The 14564-nt window shown below is 44.1% G+C and carries 10 protein-coding genes; all 10 read right to left on the reverse strand.

Annotation, left to right across the window (positions count from 1 at the left end; translation table 11 throughout):
* Positions 1-90: 90 nt before the first annotated feature.
* Complete coding sequence (gene mutL, locus M1D30_RS09690) at positions 91-1932, reverse strand: DNA mismatch repair endonuclease MutL (RefSeq protein WP_248503464.1); 1842 nt, start codon at positions 1930-1932, stop codon at positions 91-93.
* Positions 1929-3617 carry an OstA-like protein gene (locus tag M1D30_RS09695; RefSeq protein ID WP_248503466.1) on the reverse strand — a complete coding sequence of 563 codons (1689 nt, stop codon included), beginning with the start codon at positions 3615-3617 and terminating at the stop codon, positions 1929-1931. The genes mutL and M1D30_RS09695 overlap by 4 nt, the downstream gene beginning before the upstream one ends.
* Positions 3568-4938 carry a peptidylprolyl isomerase gene (locus M1D30_RS09700; protein ID WP_248503468.1) on the reverse strand — a complete coding sequence of 457 codons (1371 nt, stop codon included), beginning with the start codon at positions 4936-4938 and terminating at the stop codon, positions 3568-3570. The genes M1D30_RS09695 and M1D30_RS09700 overlap by 50 nt, the downstream gene beginning before the upstream one ends.
* Positions 4938-6362: a peptidylprolyl isomerase gene (locus tag M1D30_RS09705; protein ID WP_248503470.1), complete on the reverse strand. Its 1425-nt coding sequence runs from the start codon at positions 6360-6362 to the stop codon at positions 4938-4940. Before M1D30_RS09705 ends, M1D30_RS09700 begins: the two co-directional genes overlap by 1 nt.
* Before the next feature lie 7 nt (positions 6363-6369).
* Positions 6370-7851 (reverse strand): IMP dehydrogenase, encoded by a 1482-nt coding sequence (gene guaB / locus M1D30_RS09710; protein ID WP_248503472.1) that lies wholly within the window; start codon positions 7849-7851, stop codon positions 6370-6372.
* Positions 7852-7985: 134 nt separating this feature from the next.
* The gene (gene recQ / locus M1D30_RS09715) at positions 7986-10172 is read right to left on the reverse strand and encodes a DNA helicase RecQ (protein WP_248503474.1); all 2187 of its coding nucleotides are present in this window, start codon (positions 10170-10172) and stop codon (positions 7986-7988) included.
* Between the two features lie 18 nt (positions 10173-10190).
* Positions 10191-11420, reverse strand: a complete 1230-nt coding sequence (gene clpX / locus M1D30_RS09720) for an ATP-dependent Clp protease ATP-binding subunit ClpX (protein WP_248503475.1) — start codon at positions 11418-11420, stop codon at positions 10191-10193.
* Entirely contained in the window at positions 11417-12079 is a 663-nt protein-coding gene (clpP, locus tag M1D30_RS09725; protein ID WP_248503476.1) for an ATP-dependent Clp endopeptidase proteolytic subunit ClpP, read from the reverse strand. The genes clpX and clpP overlap by 4 nt, the downstream gene beginning before the upstream one ends.
* A gap of 107 nt (positions 12080-12186) precedes the next feature.
* Positions 12187-13545 carry a trigger factor gene (tig, locus tag M1D30_RS09730; protein WP_248503477.1) on the reverse strand — a complete coding sequence of 453 codons (1359 nt, stop codon included), beginning with the start codon at positions 13543-13545 and terminating at the stop codon, positions 12187-12189.
* Between the two features lie 119 nt (positions 13546-13664).
* The gene (gene lptB / locus M1D30_RS09735) at positions 13665-14447 is read right to left on the reverse strand and encodes an LPS export ABC transporter ATP-binding protein (protein WP_248503479.1); all 783 of its coding nucleotides are present in this window, start codon (positions 14445-14447) and stop codon (positions 13665-13667) included.
* Positions 14448-14564: the final 117 nt, after the last annotated feature.

The following is a 14564-nucleotide window of genomic DNA, read 5'->3' on the forward strand; positions in this document are numbered from 1 at the left end:
TTTAAACTTCCAACATTTTAAGCAATAAAATGCACTTTTAACATTAAAAATAGCCAAAAAAGGGTATTTTTAGGCTTTTTTAGTAGTTTTTCAGCCAAATAGCTGTTCAATATCTTTCTGAGGCAGAATTGTGAGGATTGTACGACCATCTGGCGTGTAGTTTACGTTAGAGCATGAGAACAACTCATTAACAATACGCTCCATCTCATCATTACTCAGTACCTGGCCATAAGGAATGGCAGCATGGCGGGCCAATCCGACAGCAAGTGACGCATGAATACTCTCCACATCGCTCACGCCATTCTCTAAAACATCGGCCACAATATTACGTACAAGATACACAGGATCCAGTCCCTCAAGACCAGATGGTATGCCGTTTATCACGAAACTACCTCCTCCTAAATGATTTATATCGAACCCCATGTTTGTCAATTCTGGCAGAAACTTCTGAACTGCCACGCTATCTGACGGAGAAAACTCTATCACCTCGGGGAAAAGAACACGCTGCGAGTTGGCTGTCCGTTGTCCAACAGTAGCCATATATCGCTCATAACGAATTCGGATATCTGCACGCTGCTGATCAATAATCATCAGGCCAGACTTGACCGCCGTCATGATATACTTTCCCTTATATTGATAATGTATAGGCGATTTTTCTGAGATAACATTCTCTGCACGCTCCCTACCCTGCTCTTCTTTAAAAAGACTTTCTTCTGTGAACACGGGGGTTGGCGGTATTTCATATAACTGTTGCCAAGCATCTGGTGTTGCAACAGTCTTTCCATGAAACTCAGTGACTGGTGTTGGCTTTGAGGACGACGATGCAAAAGGATTGTACGATGGATTATAGCTAACTTTTGGCATTTCCATTGGTTCGCTGCCAGGATTGAATACGGGAATATCCGGACGTCCCTCTGTATCAAAGTCGATAGTAGGCACATCACAGAACTTTCCAATAGCATCCTTAACTGCTGCTACTAGAATCTGCCAGATGCTCTGTTCATTCTCAAATTTAATTTCGGTCTTTGTAGGATGGATGTTCACATCGATATCTGCAGGGTTCACATCAAAGTAGATAAAATAAGGAACCTGCATTCCCACAGGAACAAGTCGCTCGAAAGCACTGCATACTGCCTTATGAAAATAGGCATGCTTCATAAAACGACCATTCACGAAGAAATAATTATGTGCACCCTTCTTTCGAGCAGACTCTGGTTTACCCACGAAACCTGTTATACGACACAGGGCCGTCTCAACGTCTATCGGTAGCATCTCCTGGACACTCTTCCTGCCAAAGACATCGGTAATACGCTGCTTTAAACTTCCAGACTTCAAATTCATTAGTTCCTGTCCGTTACTATAAAGCGTAAAGCCAATCTCCGGATAGACTAAGACTATCCGTTCGAAAGCAGCCAAAATATTATTTAATTCCGTTGCATTCGTTTTCAAGAACTTCCTACGAGCCGGCACATTAAAGAAAAGGTTATCTACCTTAAAATTACTCCCCACAGGACATGCTGCTGGCTCATGGCCTACAAGTTTAGAGCCCTGCAAAGTCAGGTGAATACCAACATCCTCACCGGCCATACGAGTAATAAGTTCTACTTGTGATACAGCAGCGACAGAAGGCAATGCCTCACCTCGGAAGCCCATTGTATGAAGAGAGAACAAATCATCTGCCTGACGAATCTTCGAAGTGGCATGACGTTCAAAAGCCAAACGAGCATCCGTCTCGGACATTCCACAACCATCATCAATGACCTGGATCGATGTTCGTCCAGCATCCACTACCAGCACCTTGACATTCTGAGCACCTGCATCAACAGCATTCTCTACCAGTTCCTTGATGACAGAAGCCGGACGCTGAATAACCTCACCTGCAGCAATCTGGTTAGCTACCGAATCGGGCAGAAGTTGTATTACATCGCTCATAAGGATTTTCCTTTATCTTTCAATGAAACCTTTCGTTTTTGGGTTTTAAGTTCTGTTCCTGGCTTCTTTGGACGCCATATAAAGATATCATCTTTAGAAGTGGGACGGACATCTTCGAACCAATAAAAACCTTCCAAGAATCGTTTCTGAGGAGGTATCTGTGACATAGGATACATCACACCATCAGACTTGGGGGCCCAAATACTACTCAACTTACGATTCTCCATCAGCATTCGTAATTCACTCGTTTCTAAACTAATGAGCCCTTGGTAAGTACTATCCGACTCGTCGACTGGATAATAAACAACCAAGACATTGTCCACTGCTCGTGCTTCATGTATCTCGCCTTTCTGGAAGAAGGCAAACATATCCTTTGACGAAACCTGATTGAACAGGTCCTTTTCAGACAGTTTCTCCGCAGAGAAAGCCTGATTATGGACATAAGCATGATCCACAACAGAATCTTTCATAAAGACCTGAATCACCTCACCCAACAGTTGTTGATTAAGATTCCATACGATAGGATCACGATACATCGTCAAACAAGAATCTTTCGACACATACACCATTGAGTCGCACACCGCTTGCACATCTGCACGATATGCGCGCACCTTATTATATGCATGCATCTCTCTGTAAACAGAATCGGTATTTATATTAAATGTATATACCTTGAATGTATCTGCATGAATATATAAAGTATCACGTTGCGAGAAATCCATTGCCACCGCACTATCAGTAGACATTGCATAGCCATTGACATCATCATAATAGCCATAGTTACACAACAGACCATTATGGTTAACTGAGTCTTCATAGACTACATTCACGAACGCCTCACTGACACCGGTTTTTCCATCATACCAAATACTATCACCAACCAGCGTACGACCTTCATTCTGCAATCTCGAACGTTTTAACAATTGAGCCTGTTCCTTATCAGTATTATAATAACCTAACTCAGAATAAATATGACTCGTTCCTGAATAGATATTTGACGGGCCAAGGATATTAGCAATCTTTGAACGCGTATTATATGCCAAAGTATCAGTGAGAAGCGTAGAGTTCTTATCAACCATCTTCACGTTTTCCGTAAAGAATGCATCTTTGGTGTCTGTATGATACTCACCATGAACAGATGTCAGTGTTGTGGTTTTATCGACCAACTTTCCTCCCTCATTATAATATCCCATATTATCAATACGGTCAAAATAAAGAGTATCCGTATAGAGAGTCGTAGCACGATTACGCAGCACTACCTGTCTGTCAGAACTAAAAATCTTTGCCTCCATTGACTTGTTATTACCGTCGTAATAACCATAATCACTGGTCAGCGACAACGTATCGCCCTGTATCATACGTACATGCCCCCATGCCTCAAACGAGTTACTAGCCTCGAAGAAGTTTGCACTATCACAATAAAGATGAGCGCCATCGTGCTCAAATTCCACTTTTCCTCGGAGAACCTGAGCATCATTATTTTGCCAGCGATCATACCACAGCTCATCTGCATGCACCAGATAAACACGTTTTTCACTCGCGGTCTTGTTAGGACGCGAAGGGAGCGTGACACCATACACTAATACGCATAGCGCACATAGAAGCACCATAACGATGCTTCTATGAGTATTTTTATTATCGGTTCCAACCTTCATATTCGAAGTGGCAGTTCTTATAGTCATCATTCAGACGCACATAAGTGCTTTTGATTTTCTGAACCACCCAGTCATGCAATTTTTCTTCTTGTCGTTTATTCAATACAACTTCCTTCATCACTTGGAAGTCTTCTGTAATCGTTGCTTTGTGACCTTCTATTCTGTTTTTCAACTTTGCAATGACACACACCGTTTTATCACGGTTATTAATCATCGTAAAGGCCTTTGAAACCTGTCCCACTTGCAGGGTATCCACAACCCTTGCAATCTCTGGCGGCAAGTCTTGCAATTGGAATCGCGAAGACAAGGTCTGACCATACTGCGATTTCTTAGCCATCAGTCCTTTGTTGGCACGCGTATCCTTATCATCCGAAATAACGGTTGCACCATCCTCGAAAGTGAAGACGTTATTACGTATATCGTCACCTATTGAATCCAAACGTGCTAGAGCGGCATTCACAGTCGAATCAGCGACTAAGGGCTTACGCAGGATATGACGTACTTTCACTTTGTCGCCACGCTTTTCTACCAACTGTATAATATGCATTCCAAATTCAGACTCAACAATCTTTGAGATTTTCTTTGGATCAGTTAGGTTAAATGCTGCAGCAGCAAAAGCCGGGTCCAGTTCAGCACGTCCCATAAAAGGCAGTTCACCACCCATACGTCTTGATCCAGGATCCTCAGAATACAAGCGTGCTAATGTCTGGAAAGAAGTCTCGCCACGATTTACTCGGTCGGTATAATCACGCAATTCGTCCTTTACACGGTTAATCTCTTCTGTAGAGATGCGTGGTGTCATTGTAAGAATCTGCACCTCCACCTCAGTAGGCACGTATGGAATACTATCCTGAGGGAGATTACGGAAATAGCGACGGACCTCAGCAGGTGTCACAGTGATATCCTTCACCAAGCGCTCCTTCATACGACGAATCAATAACTGATCACGGTATTCATCGTGCATAGACTCGCGTATCTGACTAAGAGTCTGTTTCTTGTACTCTTCCAATTTCTCGCGAGAGCCAATTTGCTGAATCCACTCTTCGATACGTTGTTCAATACCAGAGGAAATCTCACTTTCCTTGACTTCAATACTATCGATAGCAGCCTGATGCAAGAACAACTTCTGAACAGCTAACTGTTCTGGGATGGCACAATCAGGATCTCCATTCCATCGAATGCCTTCCATAGCAGACATCATTCGGTTGGCTTCCACCTCACTTCTCAGAATAGGTTCGTCGCCAACAACCCAGATGACCTCATCGACCACCGATCCCGACTTATCATCCTGCTGTGCACAGACTGGCAACAGGCTCAGAAGTCCAGCTATAACAACAATATATTTCTTCATTAATGCTTATTGACAGTTTTCAACACCTCATCATTGACTTTAACAGCATATTTACGGCGCAAGTCTGCCACCCACTCTTTTTCCAGAGCCTCCTGATAGTCGGCCACCACCAGACCACGTACATCATTGTAGTCTTCAGGTCCCTTCTTCAAAAGTTTGCCATAAACAGCATCAATAGGATAATCCTTCAAATGCGTCACCGTTGTATCCTTCTTAAAGACAAGACTATCAACCAAGGCATTGTCTCCCTTCTTAAAGATACCTTTCTCCACACGAATGCGAATTACAGAGTCGGCATTAAAGGTTGTACGCAAAGTCTCTGCCCATTTATCGAACGCCAGTTTCTTTACGCAGTCACGTACAGCTTTCACATCGCCCTGTGTCTTTACGTGATATGCCATACCTTTATAGCGAGGCGTATCCCATGCATAATTCTTTTTGTGCTTCTTAAAGAAATTAGCTAATCCAGCCTCATCCTTAGCAGCCTTGTCCCATACCAACTGGTTACTTATCTCATAGAGCAGCAATCCATCGTGATACTCTTTAATCAGATATTTCATATCCGAATCTTGAGCAGACAATTCTGCAGCCTTCCTTTCCATCAGTTCAGCCTCAGTCACCTGGCCATTACCATCCTTCACCATCTGCTTTACCTTTTGAGAAGCTATCTGATCGCGCACATTACGCTGATCCATATAGCGAACGATTGCATCATGATGATATTCGAACGGCTCCAACATCTTGCGCTCCTTCATCAGAATAACGTGATATCCATAGGGTGACTGCACAACACCAGACATCTCACCTGGTTGAAGGGCATAAGCAGCATTCTCAAACTCCTTTACCAGTTGTCCGCGCTGAACGAAAGGAAGCAGACCTCCCTGGCGAGCAGAGCCCGGATCCTGAGATACGCGTTTTGCCAGTTCCTCAAAATCAGCACCATTCTTCAGAGCCTGATAAATGGAGTCGATACGAACCTTAGCCGCATCCCACTCCGACTGAGGTGCCTGCTGTTGAGCTCTTATCAAGATATGAGCCACACGAATCAAACCATCTGGTCCGATTTGCTCTACCGTTTGGTTATAGATTTTATGTGCCTCAGCTTCCATATCAGCATCCGTTACGAACGCTGGACGAACCTGCTGATCACGATACTGGGCGAACTCCGTTTTAAATGATGTCAGTGTATCGTATTTAGCATCAAGGGCAGCAGCCACCTTCAACTTGTAATTAATAAAGAGGTCTACATACTCCTCAACACTTTTCTTATCAATGACACCTTCCGAGTTATTCTTATTAAAAGAATATTCAAACTCCGAACGAGTGACAGGGTCACCATTAACCACCATCACAATAGGATCGTCCGTCTGTGCACTCATAGTTCCGCACACAGTCAGAGCAGCAAAAAGAATTTTCAGTTTCATATTATTTTTAGTCGTTTGGTCTTGAATAGTTGGGAGCCTCACTCGTAATAGTGATATCATGAGGATGACTCTCCATCACACCTGCATTGGTGATGCGGGTAAATTTAGCATCATGCAGGCGATCAATGCTAGCTGCGCCACAATAGCCCATACCAGAACGCAGACCACCAGTCAACTGGTAGATAACCTCCTGAACAGTGCCCTTGTAAGGTACACGACCAGCAATACCCTCGGGAACCAGTTTCTTCACGTCTTTCGTGTCAGCCTGGAAGTAGCGATCCTTTGAACCATGCTCCATAGCCTCCAACGAGCCCATACCACGATAGCTCTTAAACTTACGTCCATTATAGATAATAGTATCGCCAGGACTTTCCTCTGTACCAGCCACCAAGGAGCCAATCATAACTGACGATCCACCAGCAGCCAACGCCTTCACGATGTCACCAGAGTAGCGCAGACCACCATCAGCAATCAAAGGAACACCTGTACCCTTCAAGGCAGAATACACATCATATACGGCACTCAACTGAGGAACACCTACACCAGCCACTACACGAGTAGTACAAATAGAGCCCGGGCCAATACCAACCTTCACGGCATCTGCGCCATTCTCCACTAACATACGTGCAGCAGCACCTGTAGCAATATTACCTACAACGATATCAATATTCTTAAAGGCATTCTTTGCTTCCTTCAACTTATCAATAACACCCTTTGAATGGCCATGAGCCGTATCAATAACAATAGCATCGGCACCAGCATTCACTAGCGCTTGCATACGATCGAGAGTATCAACAGTAACGCCAACACCTGCGGCTACACGCAGACGTCCCTTCTCATCCTTACAAGCCATGGGCTTATCCTTAGCCTTGGTGATATCCTTATATGTTATCAATCCTACCAGGTGGTTATCCTTATCCACCACGGGCAGTTTCTCAATCTTGTTCTCCTGCAGAATCTGTGCAGCAGCAGCCAAGTCAGTCTGCTGATGAGTAGTTACCAAGTTCTCTTTTGACATAACCTCATCAACAGGACGATCCAAGCGGCGTTCAAAACGCAAATCACGGTTTGTAACGATACCAACCAAATGGTTTTCATCGTCGACAACAGGAATACCACCAATATGATACTCAGACATAATTTCCAGAGCCTGAGCTACTGTAGAACCACGACGGATGGTCACAGGATCATAGATCATACCGTTCTCTGCACGCTTAACAATGGCCACCTCACGCGCCTGATTCTCGATAGACATATTCTTATGAATCACGCCAATACCACCTTCACGAGCGATAGCTATAGCCATCTGGCTCTCGGTTACGGTGTCCATAGCAGCCGTTACAAACGGAACATTCAACACGATGTTACGTGAGAAGCGTGTCTGCAACTCAACAGTCTTGGGCAGTACTTCAGAATAAGCGGGAATCAACAGGACGTCGTCAAAAGTCAGGCCGTCCATCACAATTTTATCTGCAATAAATGATGACATAATATGGTACCTTTAAATTTTATTGCGTGCAAAGATACTCATTTTTATCAAGATATAAAAATTAAGAATTAAGAAATTTGCTCATGACAAGCATTTTTCTTAATTCTTAACTCTTAATTCTAACTTGTTAACTGTTAGTTTGCCATATCCGAGATAAACTTGATGCGAACCAAGCGGATTTCGTTTTCAGAAAAGTCGGGACCGAACTCCTCAAACGCAGCAGCCAAGTCATCTTGTTCCTGTTCAGAGAAATAATCAAGGATATCATTAATATCCTCCGGGTCCATAATCTCATCAAGGAAGTAATCGATATTAATCTTATTACCGCTATAAAGTACGATTCCTTCCAACTCGTCCAAGAGTTCCTCGAATTCAATACCTAATGCATTGGCAATATCATCCAAGGCAATGCGACGGTCAATATTTTGCAGAATCTTCAGTTTGCGCATAGAATCCTTTGGTTTAGTACGGACGCGCAAGTCTGACTGACGTTCAATATCGTTTTCTTCGCAGTATCTCTTAATCAAATCTACGAAATCCTTGGCATAAGGTTGACGCGTTTTACCATCACCCACACCCTGAATACCTTTCAATTCCTCAAGTGTAATAGGATAATCGGTGGCCATCTGTTCGATTGACACATCCTGAAAGATAACATAAGGTGGACGTTCCAGTTTATTCGACCATTTCTTACGCAAGTCATGTAACATTGCGGAAAGAGTGGGATCTAATGCACCTGCACCATTCTCTTGCCCTGCAGGTTCTTCATCCTCACCAAACTCATGATCCTCAACGACCATAAACGTTGTTGGGTTTTTAATGAATCTTTTTCCAGAACTGGTCACTTTCAACAAACCATAGTTCTCCACTTCTTTTCTTAGATAACCCGCTATAAGAGCTTGTCTGATCACAGGATTCCAGATTTTAGGATCTTCATCCTCACCAGATCCGAACTCATCGAGATCTTGATGCTTATGAGCCACAATCTCATTTGTATCGCGACCAGTGATAAAATCAATTACATAATCACTTCGAAAGTTCTCTTTGATAGCAAGAATAGCTTTTAAGGCAATCACCAATTGGTTTTGTGCATCAAGTTTCGTTCCTGGGTGCAGACAGTTATCGCAGTTCTCGCAGTTATCCTTATCATACTGCTCTCCAAAATAGTGTAACAGCATCTTTCTGCGGCATACAGACGTTTCCGCATAGGCAGCCGTCTCCTGCAGCAACTGACGACCAATATCCTGTTCAGCCACGGGTTTCCCCTCCATAAACTTTTCCAGTTTCTGCAGATCTTTATAACTATAGAAAGCCAGGCAGATGCCCTCACCACCATCACGACCAGCACGTCCCGTTTCTTGATAATAGCCCTCCAAAGACTTTGGTATATCGTAGTGAATAACAAAACGAACATCAGGTTTATCAATACCCATACCAAAGGCGATAGTAGCCACAATCACGTCAATACGTTCCATCAAGAAATCGTCTTGCGTCTGAGAGCGTGTTGCCGAATCCAAACCAGCATGATAAGCAGCAGCTTTGATATCATTAGCACGAAGTACATCAGCCAAGTCCTCGACCTTCTTACGCGAGAGACAATAGATAATTCCGCTCTTGCCAGAATGCTGTTTAATGAAGCGCACGATGTCCTTATCAATATCCTTTGTTTTCTGTCGTACTTCATAATACAGGTTCGGACGATTAAACGAACTCTTAAACTCCGTAGCATCTACAATACCCAGATTTTTCTTAATGTCCGTGCGTACCTTATCAGTAGCCGTTGCTGTCAAAGCAATAATCGGAGCTTTACCTATATCGTTAATAATCGGACGAATGCGACGATATTCTGGACGGAAGTCATGTCCCCACTCCGATATACAGTGTGCCTCATCTACTGCATAGAACGAGATCTTTACCGTTTTCAGGAACTCAACATTATCTTCCTTCGTTAATGATTCAGGTGCCACATAGAGTAACTTCGTTCTACCCTCACGAATATCCGTCTTCACCTGATCTATAGCCGCTTTGTTGAGCGATGAGTTCAGAAAATGTGCCGTTCCCTCATGCTCACTCAGATGCGTAATAAAGTCTACCTGATTTTTCATCAATGCGATGAGTGGCGAGATAACAATGGCCACACCATCCATGAGCAGAGAAGGCAACTGATAGCACAGTGACTTACCACCGCCTGTAGGCATTAGCACAAAAGTGTCATGTCCATCCAACACATTGCGAATGATTGCCTCTTGATCGCCTTTGAACATATCAAAACCAAAATAGCGACGGAGGGCTTCATTCAGATTATCTTTTTCTTTTGTCATAGGCTTCTTCTACATGTCTTATTTGCCTAAAGCCACACTTTTTTCAAGTTGTTCCTTTGCATAATCAACAGTCACCTCGAATGTCTTCAGTTTTTTCGATGGAACCTCGAACATTGCATCCATCATGATAGCCTCCACAATAGATCGAAGTCCACGGGCACCCAATTTATATTCGACTGCCTTATCCACAATATAAGAAAGTGCCTCTGGAGCGAATGACAGTTTTACGCCGTCCATTTCAAACAATTTCATATATTGCTTAACGATAGAATTCTTTGGTTCCGTCAAGATCTTCTCTAACGCTGCCCGATCCAGAGGATTTAGGTAGGTCAGCACAGGCAGACGGCCGATAATTTCTGGAATCAATCCAAAAGCCTTCAAATCTTGTGGTTGCACATATTTAATAAGGTCATCCTTATCTATTTTGCGTACGTTTTGAACAGAATTATATCCCACTGTATGTGTATTCAAACGCTGAGCAATCTTACGCTCTATACCATCGAAGGCACCACCACAAACAAACAAGATATTTCGCGTATCAACGTGAATATAATCCTGGTCAGGATGCTTTCGTCCACCCTTGGGCGGCACGTTTACTATCGTCCCCTCAAGTAGTTTCAGAAGTCCTTGCTGAACACCTTCACCACTCACATCACGAGTAATACTGGGGTTATCGCTCTTACGGGCAATTTTATCAATCTCGTCAATGAATACAATACCACGCTCAGCCGCCTTCACATCGAAGTCTGCCACTTGCAGCAGTCGACTCAAGATGCTCTCAACATCCTCACCCACGTAACCAGCTTCGGTCAGAACCGTTGCATCCACAATGGTAAAGGGTACGTCCAATTGTTTGGCAATGGTGCGAGCTAACAAAGTCTTACCAGTACCTGTTGAACCCACCATTATAATATTAGACTTCTCAATCTCTACACCATCTTTCTCGTCTACAGGCTGCTGCAAACGCTTATAATGGTTATACACCGCAACAGAAAGAAAGCGCTTGGCCTCATCCTGTCCGATGACATACTGATCCAAATATTCCTTAATCTCGCGGGGCTTAGGCACATTGCTCTTAGGTTCAAACTTTCCTTTCTTTCCCTGAGAAGCAGCACTATCTAATCCCGACTCCTTAACAATTTGAAATGCCTGCTTGGCACAATCCTCACAGATATAGCCATTAAGACCCGTAATGAGCAGTCTTACCTGACGCTCACTACGTCCGCAGAAATTACATTCTTTCTTCATTTCTTAGTCAGCACCTGATCAATCATACCATAAGCCTTCGCTTCCTCAGCCGTCATCCAATAGTTGCGGTCGGAATCGCTCCACACCTTATCATAATCCGTGTGCGAGTGCTCAGCAATAATGGTATAGAGTTCTTTCTTCAGTTTCTGAATCTCGCGAGCCTCGATCTCAATATCCGAAGCCTGTCCCTGCACGCCACCCAGAGGCTGATGAATCATTACCCGGCTGTGAGTCAGAGCAGAACGTTTACCCTCCTGGCCGGCTACCAGTAGCACTGCAGCCATAGAAGCTGCCATACCAGTGCAGATAGTAGCCACATCGCTACTGATAAACTGCATTGTATCATAGATTCCCAGTCCGGCATAGACGCTACCACCAGGAGAATTGATATAAAGATTAATATCCTTACCAGGATCGGTTGCATCCAGATAGAGCAACTGGGCCTGCAAAACATTAGCTGTATAGTCGTTGACCTCTGTACCGAGAAAAATCACGCGGTCCATCATCAATCGTGAGAAAACATCCATCTGCGTTACATTCAGCTGGCGCTCTTCCAAAATATACGGATTCATATACTGTGCCTGAGCTGCCATCACATCATCCAGCACCTGACCGTTAACGCCCAAATGCCGAGTTGCATACTTTCTAAAATCGTTCATCGTTTTCTTCGTTTTTTCAAATTCTAAATACAAAATTACAAAAAAAAGTCGAGATGAATATCATCCCGACTCTTTTTTTTTGGTTAAAGAATTATAATATGGGGCCTTTACGCCTCCTGCATCATCTTATTAAATTCATCCAGAGTAACCTCCTTCTCATTCAGCTTAACAATACCCTTCAGGGCTGCAGTAAGCTTCACATCAACAGCGCGATCAACAAGGTTATCTACGTTCTCACGCTTCTTCATCTGCTCAGCTGCATAGTTCTCCAAGATATCATCAGGAACATTAGTCATGCCATACTGAGCGAACTGAGCACGGATAGCATCCTTAGCCACAGCCTTCAAATCAGCCTCCTCGACCTTAATTTCAGCAGCAGCAACCAACTGTTCCTTGATAAGGTGCCACTTCAGTTCGTCGATAGAAGCCTTGAAGTTCTTTTCAACAAACTCCTCACCTTTATCCTTATTATTATTCAGCATTACACGCTTCAGAAGAGCCTCGGGGAACTGAAGCTCACCAACTTTCTTTTCGACATGTTTACGAACATCCTGCAGGAACTTATAATCGCTGTTGGCAGCCAACTGAACCTTAGCGTTATCAGCAATGCGCTGACGGAAGTCTGCCTCATCCTTAACGCCCTCGCCAAACACCTTCTCGAAGAGCTTAGCATCAACAGCCGCGGGCTGGTAATGACGAATCTCGGTCACCTGGAAGCTAAAATCGCTCTCCAAGTCCTTCACCTGCTCCTTATCTACCTTAAGCAGGGCAGCCACCTCAGCATCATTATCGGGATAAGCCTTTTTGGGGTTGAAGGTAATGATGTCGCCAGGCTTGCAGCCTTCGAACTTCTTCTTCTCATCCTCACCCTTAATATATGAAGGCATGATCATGCCACCCTCGGTGGTAACACCACCTTCCAGTGTATTACCATTGGCATCAAGCTGACGCAAGTCGCCCTTCAAGGTATCGTTACCGCTCCACTCCTGAGCCTCAACGAACTCACCTGCCTGCGAAGCATACATCTGCACCTGATCGTCAATCAGCTTATCGTCAACCTTGATGGTGTAATAATCAATCTTATCTTTTCCATTCAAAGTAGCCTTAAACTCGGGAGCTACAGCAATATCGAATACGAATTCGAAGGGACCATCGCCCTGCAAATCCTGAGGCTGCTGCTTCTTCTCGTTGGGCATAGGCTCGCCCAACATCTGAATCTTGTTCTCACGAACATAGTCGTAGAGTTTTTCACCAAGAATGCGGTTTACCTCGTCAACCTTCACGGCTGTGCCATACTGCTTCTTAATCAGACCCATAGGTACCATTCCAGGACGGAAACCAGGCACCTGAGCCTTCTTGCGATACTCCTTCAACTTCTTGTCAACTGCTTCCTGATAGTCGGCCTGCTCAATGGTAATAGTCATCAAACCATTAATCTTATCGGCACTTTCAAATTTGATATTCATCTCTTTTTATACCTTATTTATATTATTATTTTCGATTTGGGGTGCAAAATTACACATTATTGACGTAAAATCAGCATGTTTACGTTTTTTTAACTACTCAAATCGTCTCTTCTTCATCATCAAATGCCGGCCTTATTGCGCTCTTCCTCCAGTTTCTGGAAATCTTTCTGACGCAACACAAACGAGTCGGTAAGGTAGTTCTTGCGCACAATCTGGTTGGCAGCCAACTCCTCAGGCGTACCATGAAACAGAATGCGGCCCTCAAACAGCAGATAGGCACGGTCCGTGATACAAAGGGTATCCTCCACATTGTGGTCTGTAATCAGGATACCGATGTTGCGGTCCTTCAACTTCCACACGATAAACTGGATATCCTCTACGGCGATGGGGTCCACACCTGCGAATGGCTCGTCGAGCATAATGAACTTAGGTTCGATGGCCAGACAACGGGCAATCTCGCAGCGACGACGCTCGCCACCAGACAACTGGTCGCCCTTGTTCTTGCGCACCTTCTGCAGTCGGAACTCCTTGATCAGGCTCTCCAACTTCTCCAGCTGATACTCGCGAGGCTTACCTGTCATCTCGAGCACCGAGAGGATATTGTCCTCCACCGACATCTTGCGGAACACAGATGCCTCCTGAGCCAAGTAACCGATACCCAAGCGAGCACGCTTATACACAGGAAAGTCCGTCACCTCGTCGTCTCCCAGATAGATATGTCCGCCGTTGGGCAGCACCAGTCCTGTGGTCATATAGAACGATGTGGTCTTTCCTGCACCGTTAGGTCCCAGCAATCCCACAATTTCTCCCTGGCGCACGTTGAACGACACATCGTTCACCACCGTGCGTTTGCCATACCGTTTCACCAAGCCCTCAGCTCTCAGTTCAATCTGTTCTTCCATCTTTATCGATTTTGCATGCAAAGGTACGAAAAGCCAGACACATAACAAAAATATTTTTTAAATTTACGTCTATATATTGGTAAAAAGTTGGCGATTTAAGAAAAACTTGCTAACTTT

This window comes from Prevotella sp. E15-22, assembly GCF_023204875.1.
In the GTDB taxonomy this organism is placed as follows: Bacteria; Bacteroidota; Bacteroidia; order Bacteroidales; family Bacteroidaceae; genus Prevotella.

Coding starts and splice junctions, on each gene's coding strand:
- mutL (WP_248503464.1), bottom strand. CDS start 1,932: ATGAGCGATGTAATACAACTTCTGCCCGATTCGGTAGCTAACCAGATT.
- M1D30_RS09695 (WP_248503466.1), bottom strand. CDS start 3,617: ATGATGACTATAAGAACTGCCACTTCGAATATGAAGGTTGGAACCGAT.
- M1D30_RS09700 (WP_248503468.1), bottom strand. CDS start 4,938: ATGAAGAAATATATTGTTGTTATAGCTGGACTTCTGAGCCTGTTGCCA.
- M1D30_RS09705 (WP_248503470.1), bottom strand. CDS start 6,362: ATGAAACTGAAAATTCTTTTTGCTGCTCTGACTGTGTGCGGAACTATG.
- guaB (WP_248503472.1), bottom strand. CDS start 7,851: ATGTCATCATTTATTGCAGATAAAATTGTGATGGACGGCCTGACTTTT.
- recQ (WP_248503474.1), bottom strand. CDS start 10,172: ATGACAAAAGAAAAAGATAATCTGAATGAAGCCCTCCGTCGCTATTTT.
- clpX (WP_248503475.1), bottom strand. CDS start 11,420: ATGAAGAAAGAATGTAATTTCTGCGGACGTAGTGAGCGTCAGGTAAGA.
- clpP (WP_248503476.1), bottom strand. CDS start 12,079: ATGAACGATTTTAGAAAGTATGCAACTCGGCATTTGGGCGTTAACGGT.
- tig (WP_248503477.1), bottom strand. CDS start 13,545: ATGAATATCAAATTTGAAAGTGCCGATAAGATTAATGGTTTGATGACT.
- lptB (WP_248503479.1), bottom strand. CDS start 14,447: ATGGAAGAACAGATTGAACTGAGAGCTGAGGGCTTGGTGAAACGGTAT.